Source organism: Streptomyces sp. NPDC027663 (assembly GCF_055566415.1).
Genome location: NZ_JBVHSK010000030.1, coordinates 1 through 16,737 on the forward strand (window position 1 = coordinate 1; position 16,737 = coordinate 16,737).

A 16,737-nucleotide genomic window follows, 5' to 3' on the forward strand; every position below is an offset into this window, starting at 1 on the left:
GCCTGTCAGGTCCCCCTTTTCAGGGCCCTCATGTTCACCGAGTCGATCGCGCAGCGGGACCAGTCCAGCTCACCGCGGGCGCCGAGCTCGTCGAGGACCAAGCGGTGCAGCTTGGCCCAGACCCTGGCCCTCGTCCACTCGGCGAAGCGCCGGTGAGCCGTCGCTCCCGAGGGCCCGAACGATGCAGACGGCAGCTGCTGCCACGTGCAGCCCGACGTGGCCACGAACACGATCGCAGCCAGCACCTCCCGGTCACCGTGCCGACGCCTGCCGCCGCCCTGCGGTCGGGAAGGCGCTTCCGGCACCACCCGCTCAACAATCCCCACGCCAGCAGGCTACCGAAGAATCCAAATGAGATGACGTCTTAGGGCACGGACGGAGCTGTACTTCGGTGAGCGGCTGAGGCGCGCACGCAAGCGGGTGTACGCCCGCCGCTGTCTGCGTAGTGCCGCGGACACACTGCACCACCTCACTGTATGGCCGTGGGCCGAACGCGCCCGGCGGGAACTGCGCGCCGCCGGCCAGACGACCCGCCGGCACAAGGAGCAGTCCGGCGAGCTCACCCCTCAGGAGCTGCGCATCGCGCGCCTGGCCGCGGCGGGCAACTCCGACCAGGAGATCGCCACGCAGCTCATTCTGAGCCGCCGCACGGTCGAGTATCACCTCTACAAGGTCTTCCCCAAGCTCGGGGTCGCCTCCCGGGCGGAGCTGACACAGCTTTACTACTCCGAGCCCACTCTGTTCGACTGATGGATCGCGCAATCAGTGGGAATGTGCCACCTGGCACGCAGACATTCCTCGCTCGTTCGTGCGCACCAGATCTCGGAGGGAGAGTCCGGGGCGCCTTCCGTCCGGACAGCGCCTTCACACGGAGTGCCAGGCCGGATGCAATGGTCAGATTCCGGGGTCGAAATCCGCGATCATCTTCTGGGCGGCGCCGGACTGTTCTTCCGGCAGAGCGACTGCGCGCCGGGCAACCGTGTCGATATGAATTCCCGTGATCACCGTGACGGCCGAGATCTCCCCGGTCACGGCGTTCTCCATCTGGTGGCAGAACCGGATCGACTTGTTCCGTACCTCCAGAAGACCTGACCGCACCAGTACGACATCACCGGCGTGCAGCTCCCGCCGATAAGCGATCTTCTGCTCGACGGCGACCATGCCACGAGCGTTGTCGCGCAGATAACCTGGAGTCAGACCTATGGACGAGAACATCTGCCAGGTGGCTTCGTCGAACTTCCCGACGTACCACATGACGTTCATGTGACCCATGTGGTCGCAGTGCCACGGGTAGACGGTTCCTCGATAGGTGGTCTGAAGATCCGACACGACGCGTGTCTCCTTTGTGAGGGCCTGGGGCGGGAGCGTCCCTCGTGGGGCCGCGGACCCGCGGGCGGCAGTGACGGTTACCTGTGACAGCCAACGTAAAGGGACGAACGAGCCCAGCCTGAGCAGTTGTTACTCACAGGCAGTCGTCGTCTCCCGGCAGTACCGTGACGACGGGGTCGGCACGAACGACGCCGCACCGCACCCATCGGTACCGCGGGCGCAGGAGTACCAGAGGGCCCTCGTCACATGGACAGCAGCTTGCGCATGTGCCGGCGGTCGGATGCGCCGACCTTCTGGTAGATCCGGTACAGGGTGTTGCTGACGGTCCGGGGGGAGACCACGAGTTGGCCTGCGATCTCCTTGTCGGTGAGCCCTTGCGCGGCCAGCCGGGCGACGGTCCGCTCCCGCGGTGACAGCGCGACGGCCTCACCGAGAAAGTGCAGCGGAGGAGTCGCGGCGTCCCCACAGCGCTCCAGAAGGGCTCGCGCCTGGGCCGTCGACGCCGTCGCCGCCCTGTCCTTGCCCGCGCGACGCTGCATACGAGCCAGTTCCGCGTACCCTTCGGCCGCGTACAGCGCCGCCCCCGCCTCGGCGAGGACCCTGCAGGCCTGGCCGAGCAGTCTGAGGTCACCGGTACTGACCGCGCGGGCGTAGTGCAGGCGGCTGCGCAGGTAGGCGCCCTGCACCGGCAGGTCGCGTTCTACGGCGGGGTGGGGGGCCAGACCGAGCCGGGCTGCCTCGTGCAGTGCAACGATCGCGTGCGTGTAGTGCCCGGCTGCAAGAGCCCGGTCCACCCCACTGTGCAGATACGCCGTCGCGGTGTCCTGATGGCCCTGCGCATGCGCTCGCCAGGCCCTGGCCAGATGGAGCGCCGGATCCTCATGCCCGTCGACGGCGTGATCGAGAGTGTCGTCCACCGGCCCGCGCTGCGCGGGAGGCAGACAACTGTTCGTCAAAGCGGCGTAGATGTGGGCCTTGAACTGCCAGGGCCACCATCCGACCTGGTAGGCGGGGGTGAACGAGAAGTAGGAAAGCGCCTCCCGGAGGCGGCCGCGCTCGTACAGGGTCACTCCCAGTACCAGGCCGCGCTGAGCATCGGCGCGCACGCGGTTCTCCCGTGTGGCGTTGTCGTACTCACGGAGCATGATGTTCTCGGCCTCGCCCAGACGCCCGGCGTGCAGCAGGACGATCGCGTGCATCTCTTCCAGGGAGTCCTGGTCGAAAGGCCACAACGATCCATCGGCGTCCACCCGGAGTTCGCGCAGTTCGTCGTACAGCTCCAGGGCGTCAAGAGGCCGCCCTTCGTGGCACATCGCCGACATGGCCAGGATTGCCGCCTCGACGCGGTGTTCCGACGCGGTGTCCCGCAAGAGCCGCTCCGCCCGGGGAACCACCTCGGAGAAACGTCCCCGGAGATGGGCGGCGAGCACCTGCTCGGACTCGCCATCACCAGGGGAAACCGTACTCAGCAGGCGCTCGGCGTCGTCGTATCGGCCCTGGCAGAGCAGTGCCCTGGCCTCGACCAGGGCGAGTGGGGCCGCATGGTCCGGATTTTCGAGGCGCACCTCGTCCAGAAACGCGTGGAACTTCCTGAACTCGCCCAGCGCGAGCAGGGCCTGCGCGTGGAGTTCAGCCGCCTGGAAGGTGCGGTAGTGGCGCCAGGCCGCCGCGGCCAGCCGAGAAGCGGTCGGGGTGTCGTGCTCCTGAAGCGCATGCTGCGTCGTGGCGAGCAACAAGGACTCGTCGGGGACGTCACCCGAGTCCAGGTGCCACTCGGCGAGCCGGACGCACTCGGCCGGCAGCCGACTGGACTGCGGCGGCAGGGCCTCGGCCCATGTCCGCAGATAGTGCCTGCGACGCAGCGGTGCGACTTCCTGGCGCAGCACGTGTCCGAGGTAGGGATGGGCGATGGACACCAGCGACTGCAGCTGATCGCCCCGAACCGAGCAGGGATCGGGAACCCGGATCAAGCCGTCGTCCTCGAGCCTGAGCAGCATCGCGCTGCTGACGGTCTTCTCCAGTACTTCCAGCCGGGCCGGTTCGGCGAGTGCGATCAGTTCTAGGGCCCGCTGGGACTCTCGGTCGAGGTTCGCCAGCTGCCGGGCCAGCAGATCGCGCAGGGCGCCGGAGAAGGGAACGCAGGTACCCAATTGCCATTCATGACCGTCGTGGAAGATCAGATTCTGGTCCAAGGCGGCGCGCAGCAGTTCGCGGAGCAGCAGTGGATTGCCCTGCGACATGGCAGCCAGATGCACAACGCTCCGCTGCGCCATCTGGTCGCCCAGCATCATGCTGGTCAAGCGCCGGGTCGCCGGCACGTCCAGCGGGCCCAGCTCCACGCGGACGAGGTGCTGGTCTTTCCAGAGCGTCTGCAACTGCAGTCCGCCTTCGGCCGAACCGGCCGTCAGGAGACACTTGTCGCTTCGCAGAGAGGAGAGCTGACGCAGGGCCTCCGCGGTCTCCGGTGACATCTGATGCGCGTCGTCGATCCACAGCAGACGGGGCCGGCGCGAAGCGGACCGCAGGAGACGCTGCACCACGGGCATGACGAAACCCGGCGTGAGGTAGGTGACGTGGAGGGCGGCGGTCGGCCTTCCCTGAAGACCTGCGCTCCGGGTATCCCCGCTCTGCTGGAGCGGTGCGACATCGGCGGTGGGATTCACGGTGGCCGCGATCTCTTGGGCCAGACGCGTTTTGCCCACCCCTGGCGGCCCGACGATCAGTGCGCCGCCCGCGCCTGTCGAACCGCTGAGTGCGTGGAGCGCCGCTTTGAGCTCCCGGTCCCGTCCGACCAGTGCGGGCCGGTCGACGAGCGTGAGCTCCTGTCGTCCACGGGCAGGGCGGAAATCGAGGGAGCAGGTCGTGTACGCAGGTGAGGTCATGGGGTTCCCAGGCGTGGGTGTGTTCTTGGTGAGGTGAGATGGGGGTCCCGGCAGGGCGCCTGCCATTGAGCTTGCGTCGCACTCCCCCGCCCTCGCGTTGGGGCAGGACCCCAAGATTTTGCGGACCGGGGGTGGGCGTGAAGTGGAAGGAGCTGCCTCGGAATCACCGGATCACGCATCCCCTCTGCGCTGACCAGAGCCTCAGAGCGTCCGGCGCGGAGCACGGTCCCGTTGGGTGACTGAATGTCGCAGTGCGTGGCCGATGCGGGGCGTGGCCGACGTGGAGCGGAGCGCATGACTCGTACGAGCGCACCAGCTGGGGGCTGCCGGCTGCTGCTGAGTGGAAGGCTCCCTCACCTTGGCCCGCGCCGGCCCCGTACCGGCCTCGCCGTCGGCACGATCGACGTGATCCGGGTGCGCGTGAGTCGGAACGTCCGTGACAGCCACTGCCCCGGCCGCGCGGTCGTTTCTCGTACCGAGCCGCCTCGGCACCGCAGCCCCGGCTCCCGGATTCGGTCGCTTCGGTAGTTTTACTTAATCCATCGACGGGAAGGGCGCTCGAAGCAACCAGAAGAAATCCCACCAGGCCGGGTACCGGCCCGGCACCGCTGTCCGGTTATGAGGGTGTGAGTCTGTCAATGCAAGAATGAGCCCATGCAGGGGGCATTGCTGGACAGAGCAAAGGAACTCGATCGACTGCGGACCGCAATTCATGCGGCGCAGGCAGGTGACAGTTCGTTCATCGTGATCTGCGGGCCGGCCGGAGTGGGAAAGACGCGTCTTCTCAAGGAGTCCGGTGACATGGCTGCCGCCGCCGGACTGCGCCTGCTCAAGGCAAGAGGCTCGGAAGTGGAGCGCGCATACGCGTCCGGCCTTGTGAGGCAAGTCTTCGAGCCCCTTCTCCGGGCGGCTTTCGCCGGTGATCGTGCCCGCTGGCTGGCGGGAGCGGAAGCGGCCGAGGCGGTGGTGGCGCGGAGGCCGGCCGACGGTTTGCCGGTGCCCGGCGAGTTCGCAGTGTTCCACGGACTGTTCTGGCTGATGTCGAACCTCTGTCAGGACGGCCCGGTCGCTCTGCTGGTGGATGACCTGCACTGGGCGGACGAGCCGTCACTGCGGTTCCTGCTGCACCTGCTGCCCCGCATGGAGGACCTGCGTCTGTTCCTGGTGGCCACCATGCGTCCCGATGAACCGGGCGCGGCCTCGCATCTGCTCGACGTCGCACTGTCGGATCAGACGTGCGAGATCATGCAGCCCGCCCCGCTGCAGACGGAATCGACGGGCGGACTGCTGGCCGACTGGTTCGGGGAGACCCCGGAGAGCGGGTTCGTCCGTGCCTGTCACCAGGCCACTGGCGGCAACCCCCTGCTGGTCAGCGAACTGGCACGTGCCATGACCTCAGAAGGCCTGGCCCCCACGGACGCCGTCGCAACGCGTGTGGAGGAGCTGGGGGCCCGCGTCCTGGGCCGGCGCGTGTCGGTGGAACTGGGTCGGCTGACCAGGGAAAGCGTCGCCCTGGCCCGAGCTGTCGCCGTTCTCGGGGCAGGAGCTGTTCCCGGCCAGGCCGTCGGACTGGCCGGTCTGACCGCCGACGAGGCAGGGCAGAGCGTCGCCCACTTGCAGGCGGCCCACTTGCTGCGACGACGGGAGCCGGGAGAGCCCGGCCTCCTGGATTTCGTCCACCCGCTGATCCGAGCCACGGTCTACGAGAATGTCGACCCGGTGGAGCGGGCTCGTCTGCATACGCGCGCGGTACGCGTGCTCTCCGAGGCAGGGGCTCGCATCGAGCAGGTCGCCGCGCATGTGCTGCAGGTGCCTGCGAAGGCGGTACCGGAGGCGGTGACGATACTGCGGCGCGCCGCCGACGAGGCCATGGACGCCGGCGCGGTCGAGGCGGCACTGAGGTACCTGCAACGCGCGACTGCCGAGACGCTGCCCGCTCAGGAACGAGTCACTGTGCTCACGGAGGCGGGCTCCGCCGCCTTCATGGTCGACCTGCCCTCGGCCGTGGCGTACTTCGATGAGGCGGTCGCCGCAACGGACGACATCGTGACACACAGCAGCCTGGCCGCCATGCAGGCACTGGCGTCCGTGCTCGGTGCCCAGGATCCGGCCAGGGCCGACGCGGTCCTTCGCAAAGCCATCGACCGTCTGCCGCAGGATGACAGCGATGCACGGCGCGCGCTGCAGGCCACATGGTTGATCGTCCATCTTTCCGCGAGCGGCTGGGACGAGGTGGCTCCGGAACTGCCCTCGCTGCGTCGCCTTCCCCCGGTACCCTCCGCCGGGGCGGCGCTGCTCGATGCGGCCATCGCCACCTTCGACACGATGGCCGCGCGTCCTGAGGCCGTGGCCCCCACGCGCAGGATCATGGCGGAAGCGAGCTTGCGGAAGGCCGCTACCGCCAACGCGCTGATGCTGGTCAACTCATGTGTCCCGCTTCTTGCCCACGATCCGGGCGAAGGCCTTGACGTCTGCGAGTCGCTGATCGCCGAAACCCGTCGCACCGGCTCCCTGGTCACCTTGTGCAATCTCTACGCGTGCCGGGGTTGGGCGTGGCTGCTGCACGGTGAACTCGCAGAGGCGGAGAGCGACCTGCGCGAGTCACTACGCATGGCCGAAGTGAGCAGCAACGTCCTGACACACCAGGCCGCACTCGCGTGGATGGTCGAGACGCTGACCGAGGAAGGACGCCTCGAGGAGGCAGAGGCCTTGCTGGCCGTGCCGCACCACGAGCACGACGCCACCTCCACGATGTACTTGTACCAGCACAGCCGTGCAAAGCTGCTGTACTTCCTGGGCCGGCACGAAGAGGCGCTGGACGCCGCGTTCGACGCCGGCCGACGCTTCGCCCGCTACGGCGGGACCAACCCGGCCTTGCTGCCGTGGCGCTCCCAGGCGGCATCGTGCCTGCACGCACTGGACCGCGATGAGGAAGCTCGCCGGCTGGCCGCGGAGGAACTCGATCTTGCCCGGCAGTGGGGTGCCGACCACGCCATCGGCCGCGCTCTGCGCATCTACGGCCTGCTCCATTCCGGACCTGAAGGCCTCGGTCTGCTTGAGGAAGCCGAGAAGACACTCCGCCACGGCCCCGCCCGGCTGGAACACGCCAAGTCCCTCATCGATCTTGGCTCTGCTCTGCGGCGTGCGAACAGCCGTGTCAGAGGCCGCGCCTATCTCGCGCAGGGACTGGAGCTCGCCCACCAGTGCGGAGGCTCCCTGCTGACGGAGCACGCGCGCGATGAGTTGCGTGCTGCGGGAGCCCGCCCCCGCAGCCCCCATGTGACCGGTCCGCAAGCGCTCACCCCGAGTGAGATGAGGGTGGCCAAGCTCGCCGCCCAGGGAATGACAAACCGGCAGATCGCCCAGCAGCTGTACGTCACCGCGAAGACCGTGGAAGTCCACTTGTCCGCCGCCTACCGGAAGTTGGGCATCAACCGCCGCACTCAGCTCCCCCATGCCATCGCCGCCGCGCCCTGAGCCGGCGCCCTGAGCCTGCGCGCGGGGACGCGTCGGGCGACCGCGTCGACGCCGGGGCGGACATCCCGTTTCAGGGAGCGGACCGGGGCGTGCCGGGATCGGGCGAGGAGCATCGGTGGGTGACAGCGGTCCGCGGACAGCTCGGCGTCACGTGCGCCGGCCACCGCCGGCCGCACCGTCGTCTTCCCCGGTCGCTGCTGCCGCGCGTATCGAGCCGACGCCCTGACGGATCTCCTCCAGCGCCTCGATAAACAGGTCCCGGGCCTGGGTGAACCAGTCTGTGAGCACCCCCAGCTCTTCATCCTCGTAAGCGGCGAACAGAGCGGTCAGGCGTTCGTAGAGAGGGCTGTAGACCTTGAGAATGCGCTCCTGCGCCCTCTCCTCCACCACGACATGAACACGCCGACGGTCCTGCGGGTCTGACTGGCGGCGGACGTAGCCGGCCTTTTCCAGACGGTTGAGGACCCCGGTGACCGCTCCGGTGGTCAGACGAGCCCGTTCTGCCAGGTCACCGGCCACAAGGGATTCACCGGCCATCGACGCTTCGATGAGGAAGCCGAGACAGGTCACGTCCGTGACGTTCAGGCCGAGAGCCCGCGCGATGTCCTGCTGTCCGAACTGGGCGGTGGCAATCATCCGGTCCATGGCGAACAGCGCTTGGGCCCCTGTTGCAACCGAGTGTTCCTTGCCACGCCTCACAACATCCCCTTAGCATCTAAGTATATTAGCTCGCGAGGTAAGATACCTGCGGCTGTGGAGCCGACGAGCCGGTCACCTCAGCATCCCATCCACCTAAGGAGACGCGAGACGCCTATGTTCATACATGGAGACGACGAGTACGACCTGGGCCACACGGTCGCCGGGTGGACCGGGATGGGCATCGCAACGGCAGGATTCGGCCTCTGCGGTCTCGCCCTGATCGCCACCTCGACCACCCTGCTGCTGACCGGCGTCGGTGTCCTGCTGCTGGCTCTGCTGATCACCTGGATGCTTCACCTGGCCGGTTGGGGGAAGCCCAGCGGCCCGCGACCGGCTGACCAATGGGACTGGCGAGTCAAGGACCTCACCGCCCGCAGCGGTCACGCCGGCTGCCTCGGATGCCGCCTCGCAGGGCGACGGCCCGCCACGCCGCAGCAGACCAGGCAGCCGACGGAGTCTGCCACCGTGGACGCCCAGGCCGGTCCGGGGGTTCCTGTGGCACGGTAGCGGCCTGACCGAACACCGCGCGGCCGGATCATCAGCCAGCGATGTGTGCGGTGGCGTACGGGTGCCGCAGGGTCCGCCGGCCGGCCGGGGCGGAGATGTCCTCGAGGAGGACGTCGACGAGGCGGGTGAGGGCTGCCAGCGTTTCCTGAGGGACGCGTTCCACCCAAGAGTGGCCGCATCGCAACCAGCGCCGTGGCTACTTCCCCATCGGGGAGGTCAGGCGGCGCTGAACTCGTGGGCGGGGCCGCCGCGCCACTCCGCCCACTGCAGGTCGTCCAGCACGGCCTCGGGGGTCGGCGATGTCAGCGCTTTCGAGGAACACAACCAGGTCGTGGTCGCTGTAGGCGGTGCCGATGATCTCGTCCCGGTCACTGCTGTGCACGGCGACTCTCCGGCGCCCGAGAGGGAGGGCCGGTGCACGACGATCGGCGCGCTGGTCACGCACCAGCCCGCCTCGGGCCGGTTCGATGGGCGAGTCGGCCCGGGACGGTCAAGGGGTATCGCCGGCCCAGTCGAAGCAGGCCGGGTCGCCGGGGCGCGGGTCGTACATCGCCCGGCCGCCCGCGCCGAACTGCCCCAGCTCAGTGGCCAGCGCCACACCGGTGTCGACCTCGTCCTGCGTCCAGCCGGTGATGTCGAGCAGCAGGCCGTCCAGCGGCCCGCCGACCAGCTCGACGTAGCGCCGGTCGTGCCGCGGGCCCGGGTGATCGTGGTCGGCGCCGTAAACCCGGCGGCGCAGCAACTGCTCGTCATCACGGTCCATCCGTACAGCCTCGCAGCCGCCACTGACAGCGCGGGCCTGCCCGCGTCAGGCGCGGTAGCGGGAGAGCCAGATGCCGCCGGCCTGCTGCGCCATCTCGCCGGGCAGCCTCCGCCCGGCCAGGGCTTCGACGTGCTGCGGACGGTGGCCCGCTGCACCAACACAAGCGGTTGAGGCACTGCAAAGCCCCGGCCACAAGCGGGACCAGATGGTCGATGTCCAGGCCACGGGGCCCTGTACGTAGCGGTCGTCGTACGGCGAGTACCACTCGCGCCGGTGAGTACACAGCGAAGGCCCTGTTCAGGGACCTTGCCCGCCTCCGCCTTCACGACGTCGGCCCCCGTTCGGCAGCCGTCCAGGTCGGCGTCGACCCAGTGCCGGACTCGGTGCGCTCACAACGGGTGCGGTCCGGCTCCAGCGAGTCCATGGTCCCAGCCGTCCTGGCACCGCTCGGCAAGCGGGCCCGGTGGCTGCCGAAGTTGCTGGACCGGGCCCTGCCCCACATCGACGTCGAGGGTGAGGGCCTACGTATCCTGGCCGACGGCGACCACCGCAAGGGCCCGCACGAGGACCGGGAGCTGGTACGCGCCTGACGTGCCGCCTCCGGCGCCGCCAGCCGTGAGAACCCCGTGGACGGGGCACCTTCACCGGATGCCGCGCGTCGCCTCGGGCTCAGCCGCCCTGGAGCCGCAGCCGGAAAGCGGGGCAGACGTCCGGGGCGTCCTCCGCGTAGAGATAGGTGCGTCCGTCGCGCTCGGCGATAGACAGGGAGTCGAGGGTGTCCCCATCCAGGAAGCGCTCCGGTGCGGTGAAGGAGAGGGACAGGTGCGCGAACTCGGTGGCCGAGGTGCCGCCCTGCACCACGGACCAGGTGCCGGACCCGTCGAAGGACTCGCCGAGTTCGCTCCGGTACCAGTCACCGGTCGGCCAGTCGTGCACGGTGACCGTGCCGCTGCCCGGCTCGCTCTCCGACGCTTTCAGGGTGAGCGTGACGCCCTCCGCGTCGCCCTCGCCCCTGTAGGTGCCGGTGAGTTGCCCGGAGGTCGCGCCGGCGCTCCGCCAGGCCGTCCAGCGCCGACAGGTCCACGGCCAGCAGGGAGAGGTAGGAGGTCTCCGCCATCAGTAGTCCTCCAGCGCCGAGCGGACCCGCACCTGGCCGGCGGTCTGGCCCACCGCGATGTCGGTCCGGGTGTAGGTGCCGTCGCCGGCCCGCAGGCTCTCGGCGATGTGCGCGAGCCAGGCCGTGACCGTGCCGGCCTGCCGCTCCCACTGCCGGTGGGCGAGCCGGACCGCCCGCGCCGACTCCAGGCCCTCCAGCGCGCCCACCGCCTTCAGCGCGGGCTCCTCCAGCGACGCGGCCGGCTCGTAGAAGTGGTTGTAGATGTCGTCGATCTGGCCGGCGGCCTTCTTGAGCACACCTGGTGCGATCTTCAGGTCGACCGACCGTCCGCCGGAGGGCGGTGGCTGGAGGAGGCCGGGAGGGTCCGGGCGCGGCTGCGGCCGGTCCAGCGGGTCGGCGGTGCTGCCCGCGGGCGGTGCGCTGTAGTGGCCCTCCCAGCCTGGGAGGATCTTGTGCCGCTCGATTTCGTCCGGGGACAGCGGAAGCTTCGTCCCGTCCGGCTCCGGAAGCCGGTCGTCCCCTGTGGTCTTGCCGTCGCTGCCCGCGGCTTTGCCTTCGCTGATGTGTGATCCCCCGTTCGGTGTCCCCCCTCAGGTAATCATGGCGAGGGTCGGTTGATCACATCAGGATGGAGACCCGATAGCGCTGGTCGAGACATGTCGTGCGGCAGCTTCTTGCACGGTTCCGGCCAGGACGAGTCCAACGCCCTCGGGCACCGTCCGCCACGTCACGCCGTTCCTGCGCCCAAGCTCGCGCATCGACATGCCGTCGCGATGGTCACGCCGTCGCCGCATACAGCTCGGCCTTCGACATCCGCAGCATGACCAGCACCTTTCACCAGGAGCATCGCGATGCTGTCCTGGCAACCCTGGTGCCTCCCAAACTCGCCTACATCACCCATCCCTGGAACGGGGCGCCTCCCAAACTTATCGACAAGTGACGTCACTACTGGCCGACAAGGCCATGCGGGGGTCGTGGCGGCGGGCCATGGGTGCTCCTGCTTCGGTGCTGATGTCGGACGGGTGTCTGGTGCCGGGGGTCATGAGGCGGGATCGAGGAGCGAGTCGAACGCGGCCGGCAGGTGCTTCCACGCCTCGGGACCAGCGGCGTACTCGTCGTCGGTGAGCAGGCAGGACTCGAGCAGCTGGGCCAGACCGGCGCGGTCGAGGCCGGGGGAGGTGAAGACGAGGTGCTGGCAGCAGTCGCCGTGCTCGGGGTGCCAGTCCAGGGCGGCAGCCGCCCGGCGTACCGGGGGCACCACGTCCCATGCGGCGTCCGGCAGGGAAGCCAGCCACGGGCCGGCGTTCTCCACGGACAGTGCGCCTCCTGCGGCGTCCCAGGCGAGCAGGGTGTCGGGGCGGTCGGCGAGCCAGAACCGGCCGCGGCTTCGGGCGGCGCTGCAGCAGAGGTCTTCCAGTGCCTGGTAGAGGCGTTCGGGGTGGAAGGGGCGGCGGCGGTGCCAGACGAGGGTGGCGACTCCCGCTTCGTCCGCCTCCTGGGGCAGCAGAGCGCAGGCCGGGTGCTGGGCGGCGGCCGCCGCTTCCACGTCGAAGCCGGCGAAGGCCAGTTCGGCGAGTTCAGCCGATCCAGCGGGCACCCGGTGGGCAGTCGGGTGCAGCTGGGCAAGGAGGGCGCGGTCCTCGTCGTCGGCGTGCTCGCTGTCGACGAGAGCGAGCACGGGCGCGTACTCCAGCTGTCGGGCCCAGGTGTCGCCGACCGTGCGCTGGTCGGTGGTGGCAGCGGCGAGACCGGCCTCGGCCAGGTCGTCGCCGTTGGCGAGGTAGGACAGCACGAGCGAGGGGTCGACGGCGGTCATCACATTGGTGAGATCGAGGGCTGCGCCGCCGTGCGCGACGACGACCTCTGCCATCGCCTTGGGTTCGACGGAGTCCCACAGTTCCACGATCGCCAGTCGGGTCGCACCGTCGGCGGCCAGGCGCTCCAGCTCGGGGACCAGGTCTTCGCGCAGCGCGCAGCAGGCGCAGTCGTTGACGAGCGGAGCATCGCCGTACGACAGCTCGCCGGAGGAGTCGCGCACCAGGCGCCGCAGGGTGCCTTCGGCCGCCGTGGCCAGGTCATGGTGAAGGGCGACGCTGCCGGGGACGGTGCGCAGGAGGCGGTCGACGACTTCCCTGCGGGCGTCGGAATGAAGCCCGCCGACCATCACGACGGGCAGTCGGGGCTTGCTCTGCATCACTTCGCCTCGCGCCGGCCGTAGCGGCGCTCGAATCGCTCGACGCGGCCGGCGGTGTCCAGGACGCGGGCGGTGCCGGTGTAGAAGGGGTGACTCACGTCGGAGATCTCGACGTCGACAACGGGATAGGTGTTGCCGTCCTCCCACTCGATGGCCTTGTCGCTGGTCATGGTGGAGCGGGTGAGGAAGGCGGACCCGGCGGCCTTGTCGCGGAAGACGACAGGGCCGTACGGGGGGTGGATTCCGGGCTTCATGACGGTGTCCTTCGGGGCAGGGTCAGGGCGGTGGGGTCAGCGTTCTTCTCGGAAGTCGACGTGCCTGCGGGCGATCGGGTCGAACTTGCGCAGGACCATGCGGTCGGGATCGTTCCGCCGGTTCTTGCGGGTGACGTAGCTGTAGCCGGTCCCCGCGGTGGAGCGGAGCTTGATGATCGGGCGTACCTCGTTGCGAGCCATGACGCTAGTATATGACAATGGTTTCCATTACCAAAAACAGCCGTCCAGAGAGAGGCAGGTAACACCTTGTCCGCCCACTGCCAACTGACCGGCGCCCAGCCGGGCTTCGGCAACAACATCTCCCACTCGCACCGGCGCACGTCCCGGCGCTTCGACCCCAACATCCAGCGCAAGCGGTACTGGCTGCCGAGCGAGGGCAGGCATGTACGCCTGACGCTCAGCGCCAAGGCGATCAAGACGATCGACAGCATCGGTATCGAGGCGGCCGTGGCCCACATCCGCGCCCGGGGGGTAAAGGTCTGATGGCCAAGCAGAGCAAGATCGCCAAGAACGAGAAGCGCAAGGCGATCGTCGAGCGTTACGCGGCCCGGCGGGCCGAACTGAAGGAGATCATCCGCCGCCCGGGAACCGTGGAGACCGAGCGAGCCGCTGCTCTGGCGGAGCTTCGGCGGCAGCCGCGCGATGCCAGCGCGACCCGGGTACGCAACCGGGACGGCGTGGACGGCCGGCCGCGGGGACACCTGCGGCAGTTCGGGCTTTCCCGCGTCCGTATGCGCGAGCAGGCCCACGCCGGATTCCTTCCCGGAGTCACCAAGTCGTCCTGGTGATCTCTCACCCTCGCAGCGGATGAGCCGCCGGCCGCGACTCGGCGTGGTCGCGGCCGGCGGTGCGCCGGAAGCCACCCTGCGTACGCCCCAATGCGGCCCTCGCGCCGGCGGCTTGTGTCGATGCGGCACCGGCGACGGGCATCGCACGGCCCTGGTGCTGTGCTGAAGGGCGTCTCACGGATGTGACGAGGGGCCCGCCGGAGGCCAGGCGGCACGATGGCGTCGATGCGGTGGAGGATGTCGTCGCCGAGTTCCACGTCGGCACCGGCGAGGAGGTCGGCGAGCTGCTCGAGTGCCCGTCTCCATCAAGGGCTTCAGCGCCTGAGCAGGGCACGGTAGCGGCGGTGGCGGCACAGGGCCCCGCACGGCACGCGTCCCGTCCCCGGGTCGTGGTTCGACGGCATGGAGTCCAGGAGGCCGTACGACCGTCAGACCGGCCCGATGTGCTTCAGCCCGGAAGCCGCATCACGATCCCCGTGCCGGCGGCACGGCCGTGGTGCCGGAAGGCGAAGGACTGGCCTTCTTCAAGCGGCACGGGCCGTTCGAACGCGACGGTGACCGTGCCCGCGTGCAGTGGTCGGAGCGCGTCCGTCCCAGGGGCCGGCGTGACAACCCCCCACACCACAGCGGCACGAAGGTGGAATTGCAGGCGCTCACCGGTACACACTTCGGCACCGCCACTCTCCTCGGCCAGCACTGTGAGGTCCGCCGCGAAGCACGCATGGGCGCCGACCGAGCCAGGCGCTGCCAGCACCTGCCCGCGTTCAGCCGCGCCCGATGCCACGCCAGGCAGCAGCAGGCCCACATTCATGGCCGCACTCGCCTCGTCGATGCGCCGACGGCTCACCTCGAGATCCTCGACGGGGAGGATCGCGCCGCCGTCGAAGCCGACGATCTCCACCTCATCACCCTTGCGGACCCGCCCGCGCTCGATCCGGCCCGTCAGCATGACCATCCGGCCCTGGTTGCAGTCGAAGACATCCTCGACACACATCAGGAACGGCTTTTTCTCTGCCTGCATCAGGCCCCCTGCCACTACCGGCCACGAACAGTAGCCGAAGCCAGCAGGAGCGGGTCGCTGATCATCGGCCATGACTGTCCTGCGGTTGCTGCATCATGGCCGGAAGAGTTCTTCCGTCGGAGAGGTGTGCGTGACCGAGGACATGGCGGTGGACCTGATCCACTTGGCCGACCATGAGAACAGTGTCGTCGTCAAGGTGCTCGGCCGCCTCGAGTCGGGTGATCTCGCTGCCGAGGTCGTCATCACCAGCACCTTCTGCAACGGCCGGCTCGACCTCTGCCTGACACCCGAGGATCTGACCGACTGGGCGAATGCCCTGGACGCGCTTGCTGCCGGCCGCGACATCTGCTGGATGACCGACCTGCGCAATCCAGAGATCAACATCGAGTTCAACACCCAGTTCTCGGTTCCCGTGGTCACCGTGGAGGACGGCCAAGGCTCGGGCACGGCAATGGTCGTACCCGTGGACCTGCCGGACGGCTGGGTCGAGGAGCAGCGCAGGCACTTGGAGAGTGTCCGTCGGTTGTCATCACGCGAAAAAGGCACCGTCTGATCCCCGTCCATGGACGGAACGACCTGCTTGCCCTGTGCCGGCACTCATCGCGGTCCTGCACTCATCGCGGTCCTGCACTCATCGCGGTCCTGCACTCATCCGGTCCTGCACTCATCCGGTCCTGCACTCATCCGGTCCTGCACTCAAGGAAGCCTGGTCCAGCGTGAGGCGGATCACACGCTGATGGTTGCATCCCTTTGCGCCTTCCCCGAGTCCGATGAGCGGACGGTCTTGTTTAAGGGGAAATAAAAGATGAGCAAGCGAACTCTCATGGCTGCGGCAAGTCTGTGTGTGACGGCGGTGATGGCCCTGACCGCATGTGGTAGCGACAAAAAGGCCGACGCCAAGGGGACAGGCGGATCCGACTCCGCCACCACGGAGGCGTTCAAGGGGCTGAGTGCGGCTCAGATCTCCGAGAAGGCCCGCGTGGCGATGACGAAGCTGGACTCGTTCAAGGTCAAGGGCGGCATGTCCACCGACGGCCAGCACATGACCTTCGATTTCGACGTCGCCAAGAAGGGCGACTGCCAGGGGACCTTCACCACGGAGGGTGCCTCCGCGGAAATTCGTCAGGTCGGCGACGCCGCCTACATGAAGGGCGACGAGAAGTTCTGGGAGCAGATGGGCAGCGAGGGCGGCTCGTCGTCGAAGGACACGGACGCCCTCATCGAGATGCTCAAGGGGCGCTGGCTCAAGATGCCTGCGCAGGATGCGAAGGCCGACGGCAAGTTCCCCTTCTGTGACATCGGCACGATGTTCGAGAAGGACGAGAAGGAGGGCCACCTGACCAGGAAGGCGGACACCGAGGTCAACGGGACGCCCGCCGTGACGCTGACGGGGAAGGACGGTGCCGCGACCCAGACCCTCCTCGTAGCCGCCAAGGGCGAGCCCTACGCGCTCCGGATGACCTCCGAGGGCGGCAAGGAGCCCGGCTCGTTCGACTTCTCCGCCTTCAACGAGCCGGTCACGGTCACGGCCCCGCCGGCCGGCGAGGTCATGGATCCGGCCAAGTTCAAGGGCTGACACCGCCGGCCCGCCGCCCCGTTATCTTCTTTGCGGTCCTGCAAGAGGGCCGCTGGCCTCCGGGCCCGGCATGACTGTTGCCCCCTGTCGAACGGATGACCTGGGGGGT

18 protein-coding genes and 2 pseudogenes are annotated in these 16,737 nt (G+C 68.7%); 8 read left to right on the forward strand and 12 right to left on the reverse strand.

The window, feature by feature from the left end; genetic code table 11:
• Positions 1 to 17: 17 nt before the first annotated feature.
• Positions 18 to 326, reverse strand: a pseudogene (locus tag ACZ4SF_RS37665) (transposase); the annotation flags it as partial.
• Positions 327 to 420: 94 nt separating this feature from the next.
• Here ACZ4SF_RS37665 and ACZ4SF_RS37670 point away from each other — a divergent pair.
• Positions 421 to 750 carry a response regulator transcription factor gene (locus ACZ4SF_RS37670; RefSeq protein WP_468393477.1) on the forward strand — a complete coding sequence of 110 codons (330 nt, stop codon included), beginning with the start codon at positions 421 to 423 and terminating at the stop codon, positions 748 to 750.
• A gap of 144 nt (positions 751 to 894) precedes the next feature.
• Here ACZ4SF_RS37670 and ACZ4SF_RS37675 read toward each other — a convergent pair whose 3' ends face one another.
• Positions 895 to 1,329 carry an acyl-CoA thioesterase gene (locus ACZ4SF_RS37675; protein WP_468393480.1) on the reverse strand — a complete coding sequence of 145 codons (435 nt, stop codon included), beginning with the start codon at positions 1,327 to 1,329 and terminating at the stop codon, positions 895 to 897.
• Positions 1,330 to 1,571: 242 nt separating this feature from the next.
• Positions 1,572 to 4,277, reverse strand: coding sequence for a LuxR C-terminal-related transcriptional regulator (locus ACZ4SF_RS37680; protein ID WP_468393483.1), 2,706 nt, complete (start codon positions 4,275 to 4,277; stop codon positions 1,572 to 1,574).
• Positions 4,278 to 4,865: 588 nt separating this feature from the next.
• Between ACZ4SF_RS37680 and ACZ4SF_RS37685 the strand changes: the two genes are divergently transcribed.
• Positions 4,866 to 7,688 (forward strand): helix-turn-helix transcriptional regulator, encoded by a 2,823-nt coding sequence (locus ACZ4SF_RS37685; protein WP_468393486.1) that lies wholly within the window; start codon positions 4,866 to 4,868, stop codon positions 7,686 to 7,688.
• 147 nt (positions 7,689 to 7,835) lie between these two features.
• Here ACZ4SF_RS37685 and ACZ4SF_RS37690 read toward each other — a convergent pair whose 3' ends face one another.
• Positions 7,836 to 8,333: a MarR family transcriptional regulator gene (locus tag ACZ4SF_RS37690; protein WP_468393489.1), complete on the reverse strand. Its 498-nt coding sequence runs from the start codon at positions 8,331 to 8,333 to the stop codon at positions 7,836 to 7,838.
• Positions 8,334 to 8,501: 168 nt separating this feature from the next.
• Here ACZ4SF_RS37690 and ACZ4SF_RS37695 point away from each other — a divergent pair, with 168 nt between their 5' ends.
• Positions 8,502 to 8,894 carry an HGxxPAAW family protein gene (locus ACZ4SF_RS37695; protein ID WP_468393492.1) on the forward strand — a complete coding sequence of 131 codons (393 nt, stop codon included), beginning with the start codon at positions 8,502 to 8,504 and terminating at the stop codon, positions 8,892 to 8,894.
• Positions 8,895 to 8,925: 31 nt separating this feature from the next.
• On the opposite strand, the gene ACZ4SF_RS37700 is transcribed toward ACZ4SF_RS37695, so the two are convergent.
• Together ACZ4SF_RS37700 and ACZ4SF_RS37705 are read right to left on the reverse strand one after the other, a co-directional pair.
• Positions 8,926 to 9,057, reverse strand: a complete 132-nt coding sequence (locus ACZ4SF_RS37700) for a hypothetical protein (RefSeq protein WP_468393495.1) — start codon at positions 9,055 to 9,057, stop codon at positions 8,926 to 8,928.
• A 327-nt stretch (positions 9,058 to 9,384) separates the two neighbouring features.
• A complete protein-coding gene (locus tag ACZ4SF_RS37705) occupies positions 9,385 to 9,657 on the reverse strand; it encodes a hypothetical protein (protein WP_468393498.1) in 273 nt (90 codons plus the stop codon).
• Between the two features lie 419 nt (positions 9,658 to 10,076).
• On the opposite strand from ACZ4SF_RS37705, the pseudogene ACZ4SF_RS37710 reads away from it, so the two are divergent.
• Positions 10,077 to 10,247 (forward strand): annotated as a pseudogene (locus tag ACZ4SF_RS37710) (MMPL family transporter); the annotation flags it as partial.
• 79 nt (positions 10,248 to 10,326) lie between these two features.
• Here the strand turns inward: ACZ4SF_RS37710 and ACZ4SF_RS37715 are convergent.
• From ACZ4SF_RS37715 to rpmG, 5 genes are all read right to left on the reverse strand, one after another.
• On the reverse strand, positions 10,327 to 10,593 hold the full coding sequence (locus ACZ4SF_RS37715) for a hypothetical protein (protein ID WP_468393501.1): 267 nt from the start codon (positions 10,591 to 10,593) through the stop codon (positions 10,327 to 10,329).
• Between the two features lie 180 nt (positions 10,594 to 10,773).
• Positions 10,774 to 11,070: a hypothetical protein gene (locus ACZ4SF_RS37720; protein ID WP_468393504.1), complete on the reverse strand. Its 297-nt coding sequence runs from the start codon at positions 11,068 to 11,070 to the stop codon at positions 10,774 to 10,776.
• Between the two features lie 743 nt (positions 11,071 to 11,813).
• The gene (locus ACZ4SF_RS37725; protein WP_468393506.1) at positions 11,814 to 12,968 is read right to left on the reverse strand and encodes a CobW family GTP-binding protein; all 1,155 of its coding nucleotides are present in this window, start codon (positions 12,966 to 12,968) and stop codon (positions 11,814 to 11,816) included.
• Positions 12,968 to 13,222, reverse strand: a complete 255-nt coding sequence (locus tag ACZ4SF_RS37730) for a type B 50S ribosomal protein L31 (RefSeq protein WP_468393509.1) — start codon at positions 13,220 to 13,222, stop codon at positions 12,968 to 12,970. Before ACZ4SF_RS37730 ends, ACZ4SF_RS37725 begins: the two co-directional genes overlap by 1 nt.
• 36 nt (positions 13,223 to 13,258) lie before the next feature.
• The gene (rpmG, locus tag ACZ4SF_RS37735) at positions 13,259 to 13,423 is read right to left on the reverse strand and encodes a 50S ribosomal protein L33 (protein WP_468393512.1); all 165 of its coding nucleotides are present in this window, start codon (positions 13,421 to 13,423) and stop codon (positions 13,259 to 13,261) included.
• Positions 13,424 to 13,489: 66 nt separating this feature from the next.
• Between rpmG and rpmB the strand changes: the two genes are divergently transcribed.
• The gene (gene rpmB, locus ACZ4SF_RS37740) at positions 13,490 to 13,726 is read left to right on the forward strand and encodes a 50S ribosomal protein L28 (protein WP_468393515.1); all 237 of its coding nucleotides are present in this window, start codon (positions 13,490 to 13,492) and stop codon (positions 13,724 to 13,726) included.
• Entirely contained in the window at positions 13,726 to 14,031 is a 306-nt protein-coding gene (rpsN, locus tag ACZ4SF_RS37745; protein ID WP_468393518.1) for a 30S ribosomal protein S14, read from the forward strand. Before rpmB ends, rpsN begins: the two co-directional genes overlap by 1 nt.
• Before the next feature lie 448 nt (positions 14,032 to 14,479).
• Here rpsN and ACZ4SF_RS37750 read toward each other — a convergent pair whose 3' ends face one another.
• On the reverse strand, positions 14,480 to 15,124 hold the full coding sequence (locus ACZ4SF_RS37750) for an EF-Tu/IF-2/RF-3 family GTPase (RefSeq protein ID WP_468393520.1): 645 nt from the start codon (positions 15,122 to 15,124) through the stop codon (positions 14,480 to 14,482).
• A 58-nt stretch (positions 15,125 to 15,182) separates the two neighbouring features.
• Here ACZ4SF_RS37750 and ACZ4SF_RS37755 point away from each other — a divergent pair, with 58 nt between their 5' ends.
• Both ACZ4SF_RS37755 and ACZ4SF_RS37760 read left to right on the forward strand, forming a co-directional pair.
• The gene (locus ACZ4SF_RS37755) at positions 15,183 to 15,605 is read left to right on the forward strand and encodes a DUF5959 family protein (RefSeq protein ID WP_468393523.1); all 423 of its coding nucleotides are present in this window, start codon (positions 15,183 to 15,185) and stop codon (positions 15,603 to 15,605) included.
• Positions 15,606 to 15,857: 252 nt separating this feature from the next.
• Positions 15,858 to 16,628, forward strand: a complete 771-nt coding sequence (locus ACZ4SF_RS37760; RefSeq protein ID WP_468393526.1) for a hypothetical protein — start codon at positions 15,858 to 15,860, stop codon at positions 16,626 to 16,628.
• Positions 16,629 to 16,737: the final 109 nt, after the last annotated feature.

Coding starts and splice junctions, on each gene's coding strand:
- rpsN (WP_468393518.1), top strand. CDS start 13,726: ATGGCCAAGCAGAGCAAGATCGCCAAGAACGAGAAGCGCAAGGCGATC.
- rpmG (WP_468393512.1), bottom strand. CDS start 13,423: ATGGCTCGCAACGAGGTACGCCCGATCATCAAGCTCCGCTCCACCGCG.
- ACZ4SF_RS37690 (WP_468393489.1), bottom strand. CDS start 8,333: ATGGACCGGATGATTGCCACCGCCCAGTTCGGACAGCAGGACATCGCG.
- ACZ4SF_RS37695 (WP_468393492.1), top strand. CDS start 8,502: ATGTTCATACATGGAGACGACGAGTACGACCTGGGCCACACGGTCGCC.
- ACZ4SF_RS37705 (WP_468393498.1), bottom strand. CDS start 9,657: ATGGACCGTGATGACGAGCAGTTGCTGCGCCGCCGGGTTTACGGCGCC.
- ACZ4SF_RS37730 (WP_468393509.1), bottom strand. CDS start 13,222: ATGAAGCCCGGAATCCACCCCCCGTACGGCCCTGTCGTCTTCCGCGAC.
- ACZ4SF_RS37680 (WP_468393483.1), bottom strand. CDS start 4,277: ATGGCAGGCGCCCTGCCGGGACCCCCATCTCACCTCACCAAGAACACA.
- ACZ4SF_RS37725 (WP_468393506.1), bottom strand. CDS start 12,968: ATGCAGAGCAAGCCCCGACTGCCCGTCGTGATGGTCGGCGGGCTTCAT.
- ACZ4SF_RS37760 (WP_468393526.1), top strand. CDS start 15,858: ATGAGCAAGCGAACTCTCATGGCTGCGGCAAGTCTGTGTGTGACGGCG.
- ACZ4SF_RS37685 (WP_468393486.1), top strand. CDS start 4,866: ATGCAGGGGGCATTGCTGGACAGAGCAAAGGAACTCGATCGACTGCGG.
- ACZ4SF_RS37750 (WP_468393520.1), bottom strand. CDS start 15,124: ATGGCCGATGATCAGCGACCCGCTCCTGCTGGCTTCGGCTACTGTTCG.